This window comes from Citrobacter sedlakii NBRC 105722 (assembly GCF_000759835.1).
Taxonomy (GTDB): Bacteria; Pseudomonadota; Gammaproteobacteria; order Enterobacterales; family Enterobacteriaceae; genus Citrobacter_A; species Citrobacter_A sedlakii.
In genome coordinates this window covers 15,986-35,496 of the sequence record NZ_BBNB01000016.1, presented here as the reverse complement: position 1 = coordinate 35,496, position 19,511 = coordinate 15,986, and the positions used below count along the sequence as shown (strand labels likewise).

Annotated in this window: 20 protein-coding genes and 1 tRNA gene; 11 read left to right on the top strand and 10 right to left on the bottom strand. The window is 52.2% G+C overall.

The annotated features are described in order from the left end of the window. Nucleotides 1–91: 91 nt before the first annotated feature. Nucleotides 92–1,072 (bottom strand): tRNA-modifying protein YgfZ, encoded by a 981-nt coding sequence (gene ygfZ, locus CSE01S_RS19660; RefSeq protein ID WP_042292142.1) that lies wholly within the window; start codon nt 1,070–1,072, stop codon nt 92–94. Nucleotides 1,073–1,328: 256 nt separating this feature from the next. Between ygfZ and sdhE the strand changes: the two genes are divergently transcribed. Together sdhE and CSE01S_RS19650 are read left to right on the top strand one after the other, a co-directional pair. Further along, a complete protein-coding gene (gene sdhE / locus CSE01S_RS19655) occupies nt 1,329–1,595 on the top strand; it encodes an FAD assembly factor SdhE (RefSeq protein WP_042292140.1) in 267 nt (88 codons plus the stop codon). After that, the gene (locus CSE01S_RS19650) at nt 1,576–1,983 is read left to right on the top strand and encodes a protein YgfX (protein WP_042292137.1); all 408 of its coding nucleotides are present in this window, start codon (nt 1,576–1,578) and stop codon (nt 1,981–1,983) included. Before sdhE ends, CSE01S_RS19650 begins: the two co-directional genes overlap by 20 nt. Before the next feature lie 44 nt (nt 1,984–2,027). Here the strand turns inward: CSE01S_RS19650 and fldB are convergent, their stop codons facing one another. Beyond that, a complete protein-coding gene (gene fldB, locus CSE01S_RS19645; RefSeq protein ID WP_042292135.1) occupies nt 2,028–2,549 on the bottom strand; it encodes a flavodoxin FldB in 522 nt (173 codons plus the stop codon). 98 nt (nt 2,550–2,647) lie between these two features. Between fldB and xerD the strand changes: the two genes are divergently transcribed. From xerD to lysS, 5 genes are all read left to right on the top strand, one after another. After that, complete coding sequence (xerD, locus tag CSE01S_RS19640; RefSeq protein WP_042292373.1) at nt 2,648–3,544, top strand: site-specific tyrosine recombinase XerD; 897 nt, start codon at nt 2,648–2,650, stop codon at nt 3,542–3,544. Nucleotides 3,545–3,567: 23 nt separating this feature from the next. Continuing rightward, nucleotides 3,568–4,281 carry a bifunctional protein-disulfide isomerase/oxidoreductase DsbC gene (gene dsbC / locus CSE01S_RS19635; protein WP_042292133.1) on the top strand — a complete coding sequence of 238 codons (714 nt, stop codon included), beginning with the start codon at nt 3,568–3,570 and terminating at the stop codon, nt 4,279–4,281. Between the two features lie 5 nt (nt 4,282–4,286). After that, nucleotides 4,287–6,020, top strand: coding sequence for a single-stranded-DNA-specific exonuclease RecJ (recJ, locus tag CSE01S_RS19630; RefSeq protein WP_042292130.1), 1,734 nt, complete (start codon nt 4,287–4,289; stop codon nt 6,018–6,020). 91 nt (nt 6,021–6,111) lie between these two features. Continuing rightward, nucleotides 6,112–7,210 (top strand): peptide chain release factor 2 gene (gene prfB / locus CSE01S_RS19625; protein ID WP_120714868.1). Its coding sequence is split into 2 segments (ribosomal slippage): nt 6,112–6,186 and nt 6,188–7,210, totalling 1,098 coding nucleotides; the frame shifts between segments, so codons are not numbered across the junction. A 9-nt stretch (nt 7,211–7,219) separates the two neighbouring features. Beyond that, entirely contained in the window at nt 7,220–8,737 is a 1,518-nt protein-coding gene (gene lysS, locus CSE01S_RS19620; protein ID WP_042292124.1) for a lysine--tRNA ligase, read from the top strand. Between the two features lie 89 nt (nt 8,738–8,826). Here lysS and idi read toward each other — a convergent pair whose 3' ends face one another. Beyond that, entirely contained in the window at nt 8,827–9,372 is a 546-nt protein-coding gene (gene idi / locus CSE01S_RS19615) for an isopentenyl-diphosphate Delta-isomerase (protein ID WP_042292121.1), read from the bottom strand. 222 nt (nt 9,373–9,594) lie between these two features. Here idi and actS point away from each other — a divergent pair, with 222 nt between their 5' ends. Both actS and CSE01S_RS19605 read left to right on the top strand, forming a co-directional pair. Next, nucleotides 9,595–10,344, top strand: a complete 750-nt coding sequence (actS, locus tag CSE01S_RS19610; RefSeq protein ID WP_042292370.1) for an amidase activator ActS — start codon at nt 9,595–9,597, stop codon at nt 10,342–10,344. A 78-nt stretch (nt 10,345–10,422) separates the two neighbouring features. Beyond that, nucleotides 10,423–10,496 (top strand) — tRNA-Gly (locus CSE01S_RS19605). Between the two features lie 40 nt (nt 10,497–10,536). Here CSE01S_RS19605 and CSE01S_RS19600 read toward each other — a convergent pair. Together CSE01S_RS19600 and CSE01S_RS19595 are read right to left on the bottom strand one after the other, a co-directional pair. Continuing rightward, the gene (locus CSE01S_RS19600; protein ID WP_042292120.1) at nt 10,537–10,983 is read right to left on the bottom strand and encodes a VOC family protein; all 447 of its coding nucleotides are present in this window, start codon (nt 10,981–10,983) and stop codon (nt 10,537–10,539) included. A 662-nt stretch (nt 10,984–11,645) separates the two neighbouring features. Further along, on the bottom strand, nt 11,646–12,482 hold the full coding sequence (locus tag CSE01S_RS19595) for an alpha/beta fold hydrolase (protein ID WP_042292117.1): 837 nt from the start codon (nt 12,480–12,482) through the stop codon (nt 11,646–11,648). 658 nt (nt 12,483–13,140) lie between these two features. Between CSE01S_RS19595 and CSE01S_RS19590 the strand changes: the two genes are divergently transcribed. Continuing rightward, nucleotides 13,141–13,776 (top strand): acyl-homoserine-lactone synthase, encoded by a 636-nt coding sequence (locus tag CSE01S_RS19590; RefSeq protein ID WP_042292115.1) that lies wholly within the window; start codon nt 13,141–13,143, stop codon nt 13,774–13,776. A gap of 13 nt (nt 13,777–13,789) precedes the next feature. On the opposite strand, the gene CSE01S_RS19585 is transcribed toward CSE01S_RS19590, so the two are convergent. The 4 genes from CSE01S_RS19585 to CSE01S_RS19570 all read right to left on the bottom strand — a co-directional run bounded on the left by CSE01S_RS19585 (nt 13,790) and on the right by CSE01S_RS19570 (nt 16,584). Beyond that, nucleotides 13,790–14,482, bottom strand: coding sequence for a helix-turn-helix transcriptional regulator (locus CSE01S_RS19585; protein ID WP_042292113.1), 693 nt, complete (start codon nt 14,480–14,482; stop codon nt 13,790–13,792). 197 nt (nt 14,483–14,679) lie between these two features. Then, a complete protein-coding gene (locus CSE01S_RS19580; protein WP_042292110.1) occupies nt 14,680–15,426 on the bottom strand; it encodes an SAM-dependent methyltransferase in 747 nt (248 codons plus the stop codon). Further along, a complete protein-coding gene (locus tag CSE01S_RS19575; protein ID WP_042292108.1) occupies nt 15,426–16,316 on the bottom strand; it encodes a class I SAM-dependent methyltransferase in 891 nt (296 codons plus the stop codon). The genes CSE01S_RS19580 and CSE01S_RS19575 overlap by 1 nt, the downstream gene beginning before the upstream one ends. Before the next feature lie 10 nt (nt 16,317–16,326). Beyond that, nucleotides 16,327–16,584 carry a YjhX family toxin gene (locus CSE01S_RS19570; protein WP_042292105.1) on the bottom strand — a complete coding sequence of 86 codons (258 nt, stop codon included), beginning with the start codon at nt 16,582–16,584 and terminating at the stop codon, nt 16,327–16,329. 497 nt (nt 16,585–17,081) lie between these two features. Here CSE01S_RS19570 and CSE01S_RS19565 point away from each other — a divergent pair, with 497 nt between their 5' ends. After that, nucleotides 17,082–17,690, top strand: coding sequence for a DUF1062 domain-containing protein (locus CSE01S_RS19565; RefSeq protein ID WP_042292102.1), 609 nt, complete (start codon nt 17,082–17,084; stop codon nt 17,688–17,690). 122 nt (nt 17,691–17,812) lie between these two features. Here the strand turns inward: CSE01S_RS19565 and CSE01S_RS19560 are convergent, their stop codons facing one another. Beyond that, complete coding sequence (locus CSE01S_RS19560; protein WP_042292101.1) at nt 17,813–19,243, bottom strand: EAL domain-containing protein; 1,431 nt, start codon at nt 19,241–19,243, stop codon at nt 17,813–17,815. Nucleotides 19,244–19,511 lie beyond the last annotated feature (268 nt).

The following is a 19,511-nucleotide window of genomic DNA, read 5'->3' as shown; positions in this document are numbered from 1 at the left end:
CGGATATCGGTGAGCGCCTCATCCGGCTTCTAACCGAGCGGTAGGTCTGGTAAGCGCAGCGCCGTCAGACGCCGCGCCACTGGGTCGGTTTTTACTCCTCCAGCGAATAGGGCAGCGGTTCGATGTGTAGCGTATTGGCATCGTCACGAACGCGGAATACGCTGTCAGCTTCCATGTCGTTGTTCATCACCACCTGCACCAACAGCTGACCATCGTCGAGCTGCGCCGCAGCGAGCACTGTGCCGGTGCGGCGCCAGTTCTCACCCATCTGCAATTCCAGATCGTCACCCGCTTCCGGAACCCGGCTGGCTTTACCGGCCAGATACCACAGCGCGCGCTTATTGGCGCCGCGGAATTTCGCCCGGGCGACCATTTCCTGGCCGGTATAGCAGCCTTTTTTAAAGCTGATGCCGCCCAGCGCCTGAATGTTAGTAGCCTGCGGAATAAACTGCGCGCTGTTTGCCGCGTCAATGACCGGAATACCGGCTTCGATATCCAGCGCCAGCCATTGTTGGCTGTTGTTCAGTTCTGCTTCGCCGCGCAATTTTTCGCTGACGGCTTCCGCGGTTGCGGCATCGGTGATCAACAGAAAACGCTCTGCCGGATGTTCAAACCATAACAGCGTGGTAACGCCATCACGAGCAACCGGCTTTTCGGCGTCCGGCAGTACGCTGAAACTATTCGCCAGCGCCGCACGCGCCTGAAAACCAGCAACGCCGAGCAGCACGCGCTCGTCATCCGGCGCGATAACCACTTTCGAGAACACGGCATATTTTTTCAGTTCGGTGAGCTGAGCGTCACGCAGACTGCGGCGCTCAATCCAGGCGAAACCGCCGTTGTCACGGAACAAGCGCAAGTTGCTCCACATTTTGCCTTTAGCATCGCAATGCGCCGCCAGAACATGCTGGTGCTCATCCAGTTGGCTCACGTCGGCAGTGACCTGACCCTGGATATATTTTTCGCTGTCGGCGCCGGTAATGGTAGCCAGCGCCCAGTCATCAAGCGTCATCAGCGTCAGCGGCAAACGCGCGGAGGCTGACGGCTGACGGGGAGGAAATGGAGTAAATGCCATAATAATGTCCTGATTTGCTTAACGCAGTAATAATGACTAATGGTAAAAGAGCCAGTGCCTAATGCAAGCGCTTTACTCATCCCATTTGTGCCTTATTTTTCGCATTGCGAGGCGTCATCCAGAAACAATGAACCCATTGTCTCTTTGTGGTTTTAATTAGCGATCGTGCTTCCGAATACTGATATTCCCGTAAATTATGATGAAAAACACGTTACAATAGCCGGGTCGTTCATTTTCGTAAGACAGGAAGAAGAACATGGATATTAACAACAAAGCACGTATTCACTGGGCATGCCGTCGCGGTATGCGTGAACTCGATATTTCCATCATGCCGTTTTTCGAACATGAATACGATACGTTAAGCGATGATGAAAAACGCATTTTTGTCCGTCTGCTGGAATGCGACGATCCCGATTTATTCAACTGGTTAATGAACCACGGTAAACCAGCGGATGTTGAGCTGGAACAGATGGTACGACTCATCCAGACACGGAATCGGGATCGTGGTCCTGTGGCAATCTGATCTCCGCGTCTCGTGGCGCGCGCAGTGGTTGTCGCTGCTCCTGCATGGGCTGGTGGCCGCGGCGATTTTGTTAATGCCCTGGCCGCTGAGCTACACCCCGCTGTGGATGATTTTACTGTCGCTGGTGGTGTTTGACTGCGTCCGCAGTCAGCGTCGAATAAACGCCTGTCAGGGCGAGGTGAAACTGCTAATGGACGGTCGGCTTCGATGGCAAGGGCGTGAATGGACAATCGTCAGCGCGCCCTGGATTATCAAAACCGGCATGATGTTGCGCCTGCGTTCAGAAAGCGGGAAGCGCCAGCATTTGTGGCTTGCAGCGGACAGCATGGATGAAGCGGAGTGGCGGGATTTATGTCGGCTGATGCTGCAACAGTCAATGCAACGATAACGCTGACGGACAGGCAGAACCCTGTGCCGTCAGACTGAGCTCATTCAGGCGTAGTGTTCCGCCATCTCGCCGAGAATTTGCTCACACCAGGTCTGGATCCGCTCGTCGCTAAGGTCGTACTGGTTGGTTTCATCCAGCGCCAGACCGACAAACAGCTGACCATCGGCAATAACCGGTTTTGGGCTGGTGAACTCATAACCTTCGGTAGGCCAGTAGCCGACAAATTTTACGCCTTTGGTCGCCAGCTTGTCATGCAGCATGCCCAGCGCGTCAAGGAACCATTCGCCGTAGCCTAACTGGTCGCCCATCCCGTAGAGCGCGACAATTTTGCCTTCGAGGTTGAGTGTGTCCAGTTGATCCCAGACGGCTTCCCAGTCCTCCTGAATTTCGCCAAAATCCCAGGTAGGAATACCGAGGATTAACACGTCGTACTGCTCCATCAGGGCAGGCGCGTCGTCTTTCAGGTTATGAAGGGTGACCAGTTCCGGGCCGATGATGTCACGAATTTTCTCCGCGGCCATCTCGGTGTAGCAGGTGCTGGAACCGTAAAAAAGACCCATATTCATCGCGTAAACGTCTCAATATTTGCTTTGATTTTAGGCGAGTGTACCAGAACCCATACCATTGAGTCATAATGGCGGCTTGCAAAATCAAAGAGGCTGATGTGGAAAAGGATCTCGCGCGCATTGAACACTTTCTTGATGCGCTGTGGCTGGAGAAAAATCTGGCGGAAAATACCCTGAGCGCCTATCGTCGCGATCTCACTATGTTGGTGGAGTGGCTGGCGCACCGTAACGCGTCGCTGGAAACCGCTCAGAGCGACGATCTGCAGGCGCTGCTGGCCGAGCGGATGGACGGTGGCTATAAAGCGACCAGTACGGCGCGACTGCTGAGCGCCGTGCGTCGTCTGTTCCAGTATCTGTATCGGGAAAAGATTCGCGCAGACGATCCGAGCGCGGCGCTGGCGTCGCCCAAACTTCCGCAGCGCTTGCCGAAGGATCTTAGCGAAGCGCAAGTTGAGAGATTATTACAGTCGCCGGTGGTTGACCAACCGCTGGAGTTACGCGATAAAGCGATGCTCGAGATTCTGTATGCCACCGGATTGCGTGTTTCTGAACTTGTGGGGCTGACAATGAGTGACATCAGCCTGCGTCAGGGGGTGGTCCGCGTGATTGGCAAAGGCAACAAAGAACGCCTCGTTCCTTTGGGCGAGGAAGCGGTGTACTGGCTGGAGACTTACCTTGAACATGGGCGTCCATGGCTGCTTAACGGCGCCTCCATTGACGTATTGTTTCCCAGCCAGCGCGCGCAGCAGATGACGCGCCAGACCTTCTGGCACCGCATTAAGCATTATGCCGTGCTGGCGGGGATCGACAGCGAGAAACTGTCGCCGCACGTTTTGCGTCACGCATTTGCCACGCATTTGCTCAATCATGGCGCTGACTTACGCGTGGTGCAGATGCTGCTGGGACACAGCGACCTCTCCACCACACAGATTTATACTCACGTCGCGACCGAGCGCTTGCGTCAACTTCATCAACAGCATCACCCCAGAGCGTGATGGCTGAAAGAACAGGAAAAGATATGAAAAAAGGTTTAATGATGTTCACCTTGCTGGCCGCCGCGTTTGCTGGTCTGGCGCAGGCTGACGACGCCGCGATTCGCCAGTCGCTCACCAAACTGGGCGTACAGAGCACCGATATCCAACCCGCACCGGTTGCCGGGATGAAAACGGTGATGACAAACAGCGGCGTACTGTATGTCACCGAAGACGGTAAACACATCATTCAGGGGCCGATGTATGACGTCAGCGGCGCGAGTCCGGTAAACGTGACCAACCAGTTGCTGATGAAGCGCCTGAACGCGCTGGAAAAAGAGATGATCGTCTATAAAGCGCCGCAGGAAAAACACGTTATTACCGTTTTTACTGACATCACCTGCGGCTATTGCCACAAGCTGCATGAAGAGATGAAAGATTACAACGCGCTGGGGATCACTGTGCGTTACCTGGCCTTCCCGCGCCAGGGGCTGGAAAGCCAGGCTGAGCAGGATATGAAATCGATCTGGTGTGCGAAGGACAAAACCAAAGCCTTCGACGAAGCGATGGCAGGCAAGGGCGTGAAAGCGGCAACCTGCGACGTGGATATTGCCGATCATTATGCGCTGGGCGTGCAGTTTGGCGTCAGCGGGACGCCAGCCATTGTGCTGAATAACGGCTATGTGGTTCCCGGCTACCAGGGACCGAAAGAGATGAAGGCGTTCCTCGACGCGCATCAGAAACAGACCAGCGGTAAGTAATTCGCGTGAAACAACAGATACAGCTTCGTCGGCGTGAGGTCGATGAGACGGCGGAACTGCCTTCCGACCTCTCGCCATTGTTGCGCCGCTTGTATGCCAGCCGCGGCGTACGTAGCGCACGGGATCTGGAACGCAGCGTAAAAGGCATGCTGCCCTGGCAGCAGCTAAGCGGCGTCGAAAAAGCAGTGGAGATCCTCTATAACGCGTTTCGCGAGGGGACGCGGATTATCGTGGTCGGCGACTTTGACGCCGATGGCGCGACCAGTACCGCCCTGAGCGTGCTGGGTATGCGCGCCTTGGGTTGCGATAACATCAGCTATCTGGTGCCGAACCGCTTTGAAGATGGCTACGGTCTGAGTCCGGAAGTGGTCGATCAGGCCCACGCTCGCGGCGCACAGCTTATTGTCACTGTTGATAACGGCATCTCCTCTCATGCGGGCGTCGATCACGCCAGCGCGCTGGGGATACCGGTGGTGGTGACCGATCACCATCTCCCGGGCGAGACGCTGCCTGCCGCTCAGGCCATTATCAACCCAAACCTGCGTGACTGCGACTTCCCGTCGAAGTCGCTGGCGGGCGTGGGCGTCGCGTTTTATCTGATGCTCGCGCTGCGCACGTTTTTGCGTGATAAGGGTTGGTTTGACGAACGCGGTATTACGCCGCCGAATCTGGCGGAACTGCTGGATCTCGTGGCGCTCGGCACCGTCGCCGACGTGGTGCCGCTGGACGCCAATAACCGTATTTTGACGTGGCAAGGGCTAAGCCGGATTCGCGCCGGGAAGTGTCGGCCAGGGATCAAAGCGCTGCTGGAAGTCTCGAATCGCGACCCGCAAAAGCTGGCCGCCAGCGATCTGGGTTTTGCACTCGGACCGCGTCTGAATGCCGCGGGTCGGCTGGATGATATGTCCGTCGGCGTGGCGTTACTGCTGTGCGACAACATTGGCGAAGCACGCGTGCTGGCGAATGAACTGGACGCGCTAAACCAGACGCGCAAGGAGATCGAACAGGGAATGCAGGCGGAAGCGCTGGCCTTGTGCGAGAAGCTTGAACGCAGTCGCGACGCCCTGCCGGGCGGCCTGGCGATGTACCATCCCGAATGGCATCAGGGGGTGGTCGGGATCCTGGCGTCACGCATTAAAGAGCGCTTTCACCGTCCGGTCATTGCTTTCGCCCCTGCGGGCGACGGTACGCTGAAAGGTTCTGGCCGCTCGATCCAGGGGCTGCATATGCGCGATGCGCTGGAGCGGTTAGATACGCTGCATCCCGGGCTGATGATCAAATTTGGCGGTCATGCGATGGCGGCGGGATTGTCGCTGGAGGAATCGCGGTTTGAGCTGTTTCAGCAACGCTTTGGCGAGCTGGTGACTGACTGGCTGGATCCTTCTCTGCTGCAGGGCGAAGTGGTTTCCGACGGCTCGCTCAGCGCGGCTGAGATGACGATGGAAGTGGCGCAGATGCTGCGCGACGCAGGCCCGTGGGGGCAAATGTTTCCGGAGCCGCTGTTTGACGGGCGTTTTCGTTTGCTCCAGCAGCGTCTGGTGGGGGAACGGCACCTGAAGGTGATGGTGGAGCCGGTTGGCGGCGGGCCGCTGCTGGACGGTATCGCCTTTAACGTCGACACCACCTGCTGGCCGGACAACGGCGTGCGCGAAGTGGAACTGGCCTATAAGCTCGACATCAACGAGTTTCGTGGTAACCGCAGCCTGCAAATTATCATCGACAATATCTGGCCAATTTAGCGTCAGCAATACCTATAAAAAAGAGCGTGGATTCGGTACAATCCCGCTCTTATCACCGCATTTTAACGAGTCCAATAAAAGAAATCAGACCATGTTTGAAATTAACCCGGTAAAAAACCGCATTCAGGACCTCACGGAGCGCTCGGACGTTCTTAGGGGGTATCTTTGACTACGATGCCAAGAAAGAGCGTCTGGAAGAAGTAAACGCCGAGCTGGAACAGCCGGACGTCTGGAACGAACCCGAACGCGCACAGGCGCTGGGTAAAGAACGTTCCTCGCTGGAAGCCATTGTCGACACTCTCGATCAAATGGCCCAGGGTCTGGAAGACGTTTCCGGCCTGCTGGAACTGGCTGTAGAGGCCGACGACGAAGAAACGTTTAACGAAGCCGTAGCTGAACTTGATACGCTGGAAGAAAAACTGGCGCAGCTGGAGTTCCGTCGTATGTTCTCCGGTGAATATGACAGCGCCGACTGTTATCTGGATATCCAGGCCGGTTCCGGCGGTACTGAAGCGCAGGACTGGGCGAGCATGCTGGAGCGTATGTATCTGCGTTGGGCGGAAGCGCGCGGATTCAAGACCGAGATCATTGAAGAGTCTGAAGGGGAAGTGGCCGGTATCAAATCCGTCACCATTAAAATTTCAGGTGAATACGCCTACGGCTGGTTGCGTACCGAAACCGGCGTTCACCGCCTGGTGCGTAAAAGTCCGTTCGATTCCGGTGGTCGCCGTCACACCTCGTTCAGCTCCGCGTTTGTTTACCCGGAAGTGGACGATGACATTGATATCGAAATCAACCCGGCGGATCTGCGTATTGATGTTTACCGCGCATCCGGCGCGGGTGGTCAGCACGTTAACCGTACTGAATCAGCGGTGCGTATCACCCACATCCCGACCGGGATTGTGACCCAGTGCCAGAACGACCGTTCTCAGCACAAGAACAAAGACCAGGCCATGAAGCAGATGAAAGCAAAGCTTTATGAACTGGAAATGCAAAAGAAAAATGCCGAGAAGCAGGCGATGGAAGACAACAAATCGGACATCGGCTGGGGTAGCCAGATTCGTTCTTACGTCCTTGATGACTCCCGCATTAAAGACTTGCGTACCGGGGTTGAAACCCGTAACACGCAGGCGGTGCTGGACGGCAGCCTGGATCAATTTATCGAAGCAAGTTTGAAAGCAGGGTTATGAGGAACCAACATGTCTGAACAACACGCACAGGGCGCTGACGCGGTAGCCGATCTTAACAATGAACTGAAAACGCGCCGCGAGAAGCTGGCTGGCCTGCGCGAGCAGGGTATCGCCTTCCCGAACGATTTTCGACGCGATCACACCTCAGACCAACTGCACGCTGACTTCGACGCCAAAGAGAACGAAGAGCTGGAAGCGCTGAACGTCGAGGTATCCGTCGCAGGCCGTATGATGACTCGTCGTATCATGGGCAAGGCCTCTTTCGTTACGCTGCAGGACGTCGGTGGACGCATTCAGCTGTATGTCGCCCGTGACGATCTGCCGGAAGGCGTTTATAACGAGCAGTTTAAAAAATGGGACCTGGGCGACATCCTTGGCGCCAAAGGCAAGCTGTTTAAGACCAAAACTGGCGAACTGTCTATTCACTGCACAGAACTACGCCTGCTGACCAAAGCGCTGCGTCCGCTGCCGGACAAGTTCCACGGTTTGCAGGATCAGGAAGCGCGCTATCGCCAGCGCTATCTGGACCTCATCTCTAACGACGAGTCTCGCAACACCTTCAAAATCCGCTCGCAGATCCTGGCGGGGATTCGTCAGTTCATGGTGGGACGCGGCTTTATGGAGGTTGAAACCCCGATGATGCAGGTGATCCCTGGCGGCGCGTCTGCGCGTCCGTTTATCACCCATCACAACGCGCTGGACCTCGACATGTACCTGCGTATTGCGCCGGAACTGTACCTGAAGCGTCTGGTGGTCGGCGGCTTCGAGCGTGTGTTCGAAATCAACCGCAACTTCCGTAACGAAGGGATTTCTGTACGTCACAACCCAGAGTTCACCATGATGGAACTCTACATGGCGTATGCGGACTATAAAGATCTGATCGAACTGACCGAGTCGCTGTTCCGCACTCTGGCGCAGGACGTTCTGGGCACCACCCAGGTACCTTACGGCGACGACGTGTTCGACTTCGGCAAGCCGTTCGAAAAACTGACCATGCGCGAAGCGATCAAGAAATACCGTCCGGAAACCGAGATGGCCGATCTGGATAACTTCGACTCGGCAAAAGCCATTGCTGAGGCTATCGGCATTAAGGTTGAGAAAAGCTGGGGTCTGGGCCGAATCGTGACCGAGATTTTCGAAGAAGTGGCGGAAGCGCATCTGATTCAGCCGACCTTTATTACCGAGTACCCGGCGGAAGTGTCGCCGCTGGCGCGTCGCAACGATGTGAACCCGGAAATCACCGATCGTTTTGAGTTCTTTATCGGTGGACGTGAGATCGGTAACGGATTTAGCGAGCTGAATGACGCAGAAGATCAGGCGCAACGCTTCCAGGATCAGGTTGACGCGAAAGCGGCGGGCGATGACGAAGCGATGTTCTTCGACGAAGATTACGTGACGGCGCTGGAACACGGCCTGCCGCCAACGGCGGGTCTGGGTATCGGTATCGACCGTATGGTCATGCTGTTTACCAACAGCCATACTATTCGTGACGTGATCCTGTTCCCGGCGATGCGTCCGGTTAAGTAAGCATTGAGTTGCCGGATGGCGATTTTGCCTTATCCGGCCTGCGGCATTTGTTCTGTAGGCCGGGTAAGCGTTACGCCATTCGATAACCTTTAGCGCTGGCAGTATTCCCGAAGCAAATGACGCGCTGCGCTGTTTGACGCCTGCATTACCATCCACGGACTGAACGCCCACGGCGTGGCGTCAATGGATGCCAGTATGCTCTCCAGATCGCACCATTGATATTCCATCACTTCATCACTGTTTACCGCCATGTCGCCGACTACCTGCGCGGCGTAGACTGGGCACACTTCATTTTCGACGATCCCGTTCGGGTCGGCGGCGCGATAACGAAAATCAGGATAAACCGGCGTAAGACGGCTGATTTGCGCGCCCAGTTCAAAGCGGCAACGACGAACAATCGCCTCCTCTGTGCTTTCACCCTGCTGGGGATGACCACATACGGAATTCGTCCATACGCCTGGCCACGCCTTTTTCAGTAACGAACGGCGAGTGACCAGAAATCGCCCGTCGGTATTAAACAGCCAGGAAGAAAACGCGAGGTGCAGTGGGGTGTGAGCGGTATGGGCGGCGTATTTTTCCAGCGTGCCGGAAGGAATATCCTGCGCATCCAGTAAAATGACATGTTCCCCGGTCATGAAAACTCCTGAAAAGCGATAACGATTCGGCAATGCGCTGAACCTTGTATTCAGAGAACCAGAGTAGCGCAGAATTGCGGGTTAAGTATTACCAAAACACGCCCCGGCAGCCAGAAATATAAGACAATAATGGTCTTAATTGTTCTGTCCTTACGCAATAAATTTGGCATCGGCCTTATGGCTGCTATGATAAAGCGTCTGATTATATTGCGAGGACGTGTTTTGAGCGCAGGACGCCTGAAGAGAAATGGTCTGGGTATGGCGATGCTGCTGTGTGTGGGATTGCTGCTTGCGGGCTGTTCAGGAAATAAATCATCCGGATCTGGATCGTATTCTGGCGCCGTTTACACCGTTAAACGGGGGGATACGCTTTACCGTATATCACGTTCGACGGGGACCAGCGTTAAAGAGCTGGCGCGCCTGAACGGTATTTCGCCGCCTTATACCATCGAAGTGGGGCAGAAACTCAGGCTTGGCGGTTCGAAAAAGGCTTCCGCCAAAACGAGTAAAAAATCGACCAGCAAAACGGCAGCCGTCAGACCGTCTTCTTCCGTACCCCAGTCATCCTGGCCGCCTGTTGGACAGCGCTGCTGGCGTTGGCCTGCCAGCGGGAAAGTGATATTGCCTTACTCAACGGCTGACGGGGGCAATAAAGGAATTGATATTGCCGCCGCCCGTGGCACGCCCGTTTACGCCGCAGGCGCGGGGAAGGTGGTGTACGTCGGTAACCAACTGCGCGGGTACGGTAATCTCATTATGATCAAGCACAGTGAAGATTACATTACCGCCTATGCGCACAACGACACAATGCTGGTCAATAACGGGCAGAGCGTGAAGGCCGGGCAGAAGATTGCCACAATGGGCAGTACTGACGCGGCGTCGGTGCGACTGCATTTCCAGATCCGCTATCGCGCCACGGCCATCGATCCGCTGCGCTATCTGCCGCCGCAGGGTAGCCCGCCGAAATGCTGACGGCGAATTAATCGCCAGTCAGCAGATTGTCCCTTGCCAACAAGAGCGTAAGGTTTATAATGCTTTACGCTCATCTAAGCGGGCGTAGTTCAATGGTAGAACGAGAGCTTCCCAAGCTCTATACGAGGGTTCGATTCCCTTCGCCCGCTCCAGCCTCAGTTCCCTTTGCCTTAAAAAATCAGATTCGGCCATTTATAACGATTCCGGACGTAACCATGGAGTGATTGTCACACCTGTCAATAAGCCCTCCGGACTCAGTAAACGGGTCACGGTCTGGCCCCAGGGTTCCAGCCGCCCGGCGATTAACAGTTGATAACCTTTTTTCATCAGGATATCCGTCGCCCTTTCGATATCTTTTACTTCAAACTCGATCCATCCCTGGGGAACCGGGATATCGTCCGGCCATTCTTCTGTACCAAAACAGGACAGCGCAGCCTGAGACAAAGGCCAGAGAGCAAAATGCTTTACACCCTCTAAGCCATCAACGTCCGTCAGCATATATTCCTTATTACCTTCGAGATGCTTTAAAGGTAAGCGGAGTGTATCCTTGTAAAACGCTTTACTGATATCAGTATCGCGTGTCACTGGTCCAAAGCCTGCTACAAACATTACATCGATTTCATTAAAAGTCGGTGTCATAGTATTCTCCTGAAGCCGTTTGATGCATTATCGAGACTGTTGAAGCTTAAAACGGGTGGATTCGTAGTAAACAAATACGATTCGCCCGGCCTCACGCCATACGTCAATCCGGTCTCTCGCAAGCGCAATTGACTGTGGTGGGGCGGTTCTTCTCTGATGCTGCCAGCCGATCACGTCAGTCAGTAAAAGAAGAAGTGTTTCATCTCGTTCAATTCCAGTGTTTCCCCCACAGGGTTCTGTCATGGTACGAAAGAGGGGCGAAAAACGGGTCATGCATATGACGGGCAAACCGGAAGGCGGTTTCCGTTGATACGGCATGTACCCCAGCCGTCTGACAACGAAGAACAAGAAATGATCTTTCTTCATATGTTAAGGACGACGTTATGTGGACATTGTGCTGAAGAAAGTGTCACAGAATAGCTCTTTAAACATCGTCATTGTCAGACAATAAACTAAACAATTCCCAAAAAAAGATGATTTCTGGTAAGAAAGTGAACGCGAAGGATAAATCTTGTGGGAGATGAAGGGCGCAGATTTGTCGCACGCAAAAAAGCGCACGCTTGCGGAATAACGTGCGCCTTGTATTGGGTCTGACAACGGAGTAGCGGCAGAATATCAACTTACCCGCCTGCACCTGCTCCGGGAGTCGGTACGGTCATCGCTTACTTGCGAAGAAAAGCCAAAATATCAGCATTAATGACATCCGCATGGGTGGTGTGCATCCCGTGTGGATAGCCCGGATAAATACGCAGTTCACTGTTGCTCAACAATTTATCCTGCATAAGTGCGGCGGTCTTATAGGGCACAACCTGGTCGTCATCGCCCTGCATCACCAGTACCGGAAGCGTGATGGCTTTGAGGTCTTCCGTTTGGTCTGTTTCAGAGAATGCCTTGATGCCTTCGTAATGGGCTTTTGCGCTTCCCATCATGCCCTGGCGCCACCAGTTCTGAATAGTGCCCTGGGAAATGTCAGCCCCTTCACGGTTGAAGCCGTAAAAAGGACCGGAGGCCACATCAAGATAGAACTGGGCACGATTCGCGGCCAGCGCTTTACGGAATCCGTCGAATACTTCTACAGGCGTGCCCTCCGGGTTCGCCGCTGTTTTTACCATTAACGGCGGTACCGCACTGATCAGCACCGCTTTCGCCACGCGTCCCTGGGGTTGTCCGAAGCGCGCGACATAGCGGGCAACCTGCCCGCCGCCGGTTGAGTGACCGATATGAATCGCATTTTTCAGATCCAGATGTTCAACAACGGCATTAACATCAGCAGCATAATGATCCATATCATGCCCTTCACTGACCTGATCTGATCGACCATGACCGCGACGGTCAATGGCAATGACGCGGTAACCTTGTCCCAGGAAGAACAACATCTGATTATCCCAGTCATCGGCGCTAAGTGGCCAACCGTGATGAAACACGATGGGCTGGGCTGTTTTATCTCCCCAATCTTTATAAAAGATCTTTACACTGTCGTCTGTCGTTACAAATGCCATGAGGTCACTCCTGTAGTGATATTCCACAAGATTATAGGACACAGCCCATAATCCGACAGGCAGGCTTTATCGATTCACCGTCTGTCTCTAACGGGGAAAACGCTACGCCCCCATCGCCAGGCTGTACAATAGGAGATGTCAATAGAACGGATAAGCGACACCGTGCGGTAACCCCTGGTGTTTTGCGTGATAATAACGGGTAACTGTCTGTTTACTCAGTAAGATAACGGCGAGAGTCGGTATTCAGCTTATGACGGTGATTGCCGCGCAGAGGCATACGGTGACGAAAAGAAACCTTGTGGAGAGGAGAGAAACGGAGAGCCTGTGGCGTTTATTTTTGCTAAAGCAACAGAAAATATTACCCCTTGAAAATACAAGGGGCAACAGATTAATTATAGTTATTTGATATTTTTCGTACTTTATTGGTTTTTTATACGCTAAGTGCTTCTAACATTCTGTACCCGGGACACTAAATGTAAGATAATCCCGTGTGGATTTATCCCTGGTGTTGCGTTGGTCTTTGACCCCCTGACCAGTTAGCATTGCGAGTGCTGTTGGTCAGGTATTTTTTAAGTATAAGGAAGACCCGACATAAAAAAAAGCTGTCCTAAAAGACAGGGGATAATAATTTCAGTGTGTGATTATCAGGAATAACTGGATGAACTCTGTTGTTGAGTTTTTTTTGCATGATTACGATGAATTGCCGCCAGGATTTGCCTCCGAACTCTACCGGCTCAGACGAAGAACATTTCGCGAGCGGCTCGACTGGAAAGTCGAATGCATTAACGGCATGGAAAAGGATCAATTTGACAACGAAAAAACGACTTACCTGCTGGGCATGCATGACGGGCAATTACTTTGCGGCGCGCGATTTATCGATGCGACCCAGCCGACAATGATCAGCGAAATATTCCATGATTACTTTGACGATATTAGTCTTCCTACCGATATTCCCTGCTGTGAAGTCAGCCGACTGTTTTTAGATAAAGAACGACGCGACAACGGAAATTTGCGCAGTATGCCCACCAGTAAGGCGCTGTTTCTGGCAATGATCGTTTACTGTATGAAGAAACAATATCGGGGAATGTATGCTGTTGCCAGCCGCGGCATGTATGCCATTTTTCGTCATGCGAACTGGAAAGTAGAGGTTATTCAGAAGGGACTTTCTGAGAAAGGGGAAACAATCTATTATATTTTTATGCCTGCCAGCGTAAGCGCCGTGGAAGACATCATTCGCAAAGACAAGAACAGCGACTGGCTTCGTGAAATGCTCCAGCAACTGCTTCGTATATAACGGGCGCCGGGGCTCAGTTGTCGAGCAATCTGAGCTCCATCCCCAGTTTTACCGCATGTCTGGCGTTGTTCACCCCGAGTTTTTTCATTGCGTTGCTCATATGGAATTTCACGGTGCGTTCCGTAATGGACAAAATAACCGACACCTCGGCGTATGTTTTTCCGGCGCTAACCCATTTAAGAATTTGCCGTTCACGTGGTGACAAGAAAACGTTCTTTTTCTGATCCACTTTACTATAGAGATTGAGCGTCTTCTGATGCAACTGAATAAGAAAGTGCATAAAATGTGAACGATTTTTTTCTATGTCCACGCCGGAATCTTCCTGGCTGATGATGGATAACACCACCAGATTATTCAGGTAGTCATGCAGTGGAAATGTCTGCCCCTGGTAGATGTTATGTTCAGAACTTTCGTTGAAAATGCGCGTCAGGTTGTATCCGCCAGACAAGATGACCTTGTTCTCCCAAAAGAAATCTTCCACACAGCGTAAAGCCCGAATAATAACAGGGTCTATAAACTGATATTTTCTTTCCAGGTAGATGTCGAACCATGCCGGATTATTATTAATTATCCGCATCTGCGAAGGGTCTTTCTTGTTCATTATCGCGTAGGCGTAGATGATACCGTTGTAGTCCTCAAAGAACTTATTCAGCTCATTCTGGATTAACGCATTGATCCTTGTATCGTTGTAATACGTATCCTTCACGTCAGTTACTGCCTCTGGGATGAATGGGTGGATAAGTATAGTCTGCTTTGTTAGCCTTCAAAAAGATAGAGAATGCATCAATATTGTTTATCTCGCCTCTTTGCCCAAGACAAAATCGCTTTGCGGTCTGCGAGGCCAAGGAATATTCTCAGTTGACATGATGGCGGTGCAGTGAAAACCACACCGCCTGTTTCAGGTTATCGGGCAATCAGAGCGAACACGCCCCAGCCAAAATATTCCCGGCTATAGGTGACATGACGCTTAGGGGCGACAGACAGTTCCGCCCGGACCTCCTGCGCGAAATCATCATTGGGGTTTTCCGCCAGCCAGCGACGCAGGGTCAGCCACTTCGCGGCTTCGTACCTGTCCCAGCCTTCCTGGTCCGCCAGCACCATTTCCACAATGTCGTACCCTCTTGCGGCGAAAGAGGCGACAAGGTCGGGCAGGGTGAGGAGATCGGCCACGCTGCCCACGCCGCAGGCGACAGCCACCTCGTCCGATACAGGGTCCTTACGCCAGTAGGGTTCGCCAATGAGCATGATCCCGCCGGGCTTGAGACTTTTTGCCAGCAGGTCAATCGTCCCGGCGACACCGCCCGCGATCCAGGTGGCGCCGACACAGGCCGCCACATCGCATTTTTCGTCGGCAACGTAACCGGATGCGTCGTTATGAATAAATTTCACGCTCTCGCTGACGCCAAGTTCCGCTGCGCGCAGCTTTGCCTGTGCGGTGAAGAGTGGGCTCATGTCAATGCCGAGGCCGGTAATGCCATGATCACGCGCCCAGGTACAGAGCATCTCGCCTGAACCGCTGCCGAGATCGAGAATGTGCGTGCCCGCAGTCATACGTAATACGCGACCTAACGTGGCGTACTTTTCTGCTGTAAACGGATTATGAATGCGATGCTCGCTTTCGCTAATCGTAAAAATACGTGGGATATCCATTAGTTAATTCCTTGTATGTCATGCGTATTCCGTGAAACGCTCGCCGTCGCGTGTGCTTTTTCTGCCAGCAACGCAAAAAGTTTGTCCGCGAAGGTCTCGCTGACTGGCCAGTCGGCGCCGGCAGGTCGCTGAAGCACGTTCAAACCTGCGTCAGCAAGCAGGCTGAGGTACTCCTCATCACGCCAGGCCTTCATTTGATTACCGAAACGGGTCGTCCGACCTGTTTCTTCAATTGCCCAGAACAGGGTTGAGCTGGTCCGTGTCTCTTCATCCCAGTCATTTTCTGTCAACAGAAGATGAGGATCGGCAAGAAACAGTCCCTGCGGGCAACGCTGCCAGCTTGCAGGGGCCATGCCCTGACGTTTCACCTCGTCGAAGGTGTGTACTTCCACGAGGAGTTTTCCGCCCGGCGTAAGCCAGCGCGCGCACTGACCGATGAGCTGGGTTGCGTCTGCGGCATTAAAGACATTCAGTTCCCCAAACGTCATCATGATGAAATCGAACGATTCTTGTGGGCGATATGTCCGGACATCCTGCTGAACATAATCAATCTTCAGCCCCGCGGCTTGCGCCTGTTGACGAGCCCATTCGATAGAAGCCGGCGAGAAATCCACGCCGGTACAGCTAAAGCCGCGTTCGGCCAGCAAACGGGTGTAAAAACCGGGGCCGCAACCAAGGTCCAGAATGCGTGCGCCTGAGGGGAGCTGACGGGCAATCCACGCAACCTGTTGTTCAATCACCGACAGTCTGCGGCTGGCCCAGTCATGTTCCTGGGACAGATGGTTTTCCAGCATGCGCTGGCTAAAGGCGGGTTCATCCCAGGGGATTTTGCCTTCATCAGGTGAAAGTCGAATGCGTCCTGAAGCGACAATAACAGCGCTGATATTCATCATCCTCTCCTTAGCGATTATCAGGCTGGGCGCGAACGTGGTTCAGCCCGGTGGTGTTGATGCGGTAAGGCTGACCGTTGACGGACTTGATCAGCTTTTTGGTTTTGAGTTTTTTGAAGACGGCGAGCGTACAGTCGGCGAGCAACAACCCTTCGCGGCTGTAGCATTCAACAGAGGTAACGCGGCCAGAAGTATCGCGGACGTGCGTAATACGTCCACCTTTAGCGAGAACGTGTAGGGTACGTTGTTCCTGACGGGATAAATTCATACTGGAAAACCTGTTTAATCATCATGTGCAAAACGTGCAAACACACAGCGGTGTCCGCATTCGATTTCGGCGCATTGATAATCAGTCCGGCCTGAAAGGTCGGGGAGCTGATTATCAGATGATTACATTCTCCAGCATCAAAGCCTCGGGTGACGTTGAAAGGTATTTACGGAGTGAATGGTAACACAGGTTTTTTGTGCGGCTATAGCGAATCCTTTAAAGTGTGATCTCAGCGCGAAACCGCTCAGGCGTTAGCCTGTGCAAACATATCATTCGCTCCAGGATCCCATGCGGTACCATTACGAATATTGATTGAACGCATATACCCGATGATGACCGCTTTGCTAGTCTCGGCGTATCGCTTTGCCAAAGACAGGGAGTGGCATTGGACATCTTTTTTTAACCCGCTGAAAAATATCAAATAAATATTTTTCGTACACAAAGACATGGTTCGTTCAATACGGATCCGAATTTGTACGGGTTAAAAAAGGTACGTTATGAAAGTTACATGGACTGTCACCCCTGTTGGGCACCAGCGCATTGCAAAACGCTGCCCGTCATGCAACATCAAACGAGAGTTCACGCCCGCCGGGGCATTCAGAATCAATTCGCAAAAAAAGAGACTGGACGTCTGGAGTATTTATAAATGTACGCATTGCGAATGTACGTGGAATATCGCTCTGTTCTCGCGGCTCAATGTCAACAAATTAGATCCTGAGCTTTATCGCCGTTTCCTGCTCAATGATGCGGATACGGTTGAAAACTTTACGCATAACAAAGCGATTCTTAAGCGGAACAATGCGAGGCTGTCGGGCAAACCTGATTTTCATATACAGGAGCAGTGGCCGGTCAGTATTTTCCCTCGACAATGGGTCAGCGTTTGTATCCGGATCCCCCGTGCTTTTCAGGTTAACTTGCTGGCCATCCTGAAAAAGCAGCTTATGCTGAGTTCAGCAGAAATTTATAAGCGAGTCGATTCAGGAGAGATAAACGGGGTGACGAAGAAGATGCTTAAATCAAGGAAGGGGGCATTGGCGGTTTATCACATACACATGCCTCTGGAAACGGTGTATGCCCGCCGCAGAATCGATTTGACGCGTCGTTAACAGGCAGAAGCTCACCTTATGACAATCGTCGCCAGGATGACCCGCGCAGCGGATAGGCTGAAAAAGAGGTGGGCTTCATTAATATCATCATGAAAAGGCGGCTATCTCCTTTCGGAGATAGCTCAGCATCCACACTGATTTACGTTGTATTGCCATGGGCTTTCCTCACGCCGTTGATAGCGAAGAAAATCGGCAAAAGGCACTGGCGGCAGGAAGTAATAGCCTTGCAGAAAATGAATGTGATTGTTGACCAGCCAGCGGTGTTGGTACTCATGCTCAACCCCTTCAGCGACCGTGCGTAAACCCAGAATGTTGGCAAGGTGAATAATTGACTCCAGCATCGGAACCCGCTGTTCGCCATCCTTAATATTATTGATAAATGTTTTATCAATTTTGATAATGTCCAGCTCCAGCTCGTTCAGATAGTAAAGATTAGCATAACCGGTGCCGAAGTCGTCGAGGGCGAACAGTACGCCGCGGTTTCGCAGAGAGCGGATGAGTTCTTTAATGGCCGGGGTAATATTCAACGCCTGGTCTTCAGTGATCTCAATCATCAGCTTTATGGGTAAATGTTGGGTTTGCTCCAGAAAATTGAGGCATTCCCAGTAGAAAACAGGGTTGCTTAAGCCGGAAGGACCAATATTAAAAGCGATAAGCAGCTCATTTTTGATGATTCTCTTTGCGGAGATCAGATCGCGGGCGACGGTCGCCATCAGATAGCTGGTCAATTCGAAGATCAGACCGCTGTTGATCGCTAAAGGAATAAACTCTTTTTGCGAAATAGCGTAGTGGTGCCCCTGCGGCCAGCGAGCCAGGATTTCCACACCGCACATATCGCCATTCTGATTAACGATCGGCTGGTAGTAGGGGATGATCTCTTCCTCCACAATAGCCATGCTCAGCCTGCTGGCGTTCAGTTCGTCATAATCAAGACATTGCGCGTTGCCCGGCGAGTCTGTGAAGCCGTTCAATAAGCCGTTTCGGGATAAAAAGATAACTGACTCATTGAAACAACGAAAACCCAGTCGGGCGTTAATTTTATCCCGATACCGGTACAGCGCTTTCGGACTCACAGCATTCGCGACGCAAAAATTATTCAATTCCCCTCGGCTAAAAGAGGCATTGAGCATTTCTTTTTCAAAATGCGTTAAGCGGAAATGGGCAACCGATAGATTTTCGAGACTAAAGGTGGATTCATGGCTCGCTAATGCCTTCTTATGTAATGCGTTTATCACGCTATTCACACCCAGTTTCGCATCTATAGTGTCGACATTTTCATAACCGCGATGAAAGCAGTCATGCTTACTCATCTTTAGGACAATACTGTGTATGTGGTTAAATAAGCTGCTGTTTTGTTGGATCCACTTGTTGACGAAAAATAAAGGCAGTCTGTTGTCGATGATCAACAAACAGGACTGATATTGCGGTAAGTGTTGCTGTCTTTCATTGGTTACTGACTGAACATCAACCAGTACTAAATTAGGTAACCAGGACTTAATTCCAGAAAAAAGACAGATGTCATAACTTAACAGGAAAATTTTTTTAGTATTCATAGCTATTACCAGCGTGAATTTATTGTATAGCGTCTACCTCGTCTTCCGGGAGAAAGTGATAAAACGCGCATTTTCTCTTTTTAATAAATACAAAGCAGCGATAGAGTCTGACTCTTATCAACAAAATCAGGGCGTTACGAAAATTACAGGCACAAATGAGATATAAAACTCAAAACATAAATTTCTCTTGAGTATAAAAAATATAACCCCTGTGTTTTAGTGTGTTTTAAAAGTTTTACCAAAAGTGCAGTTGACCATACAATTGACT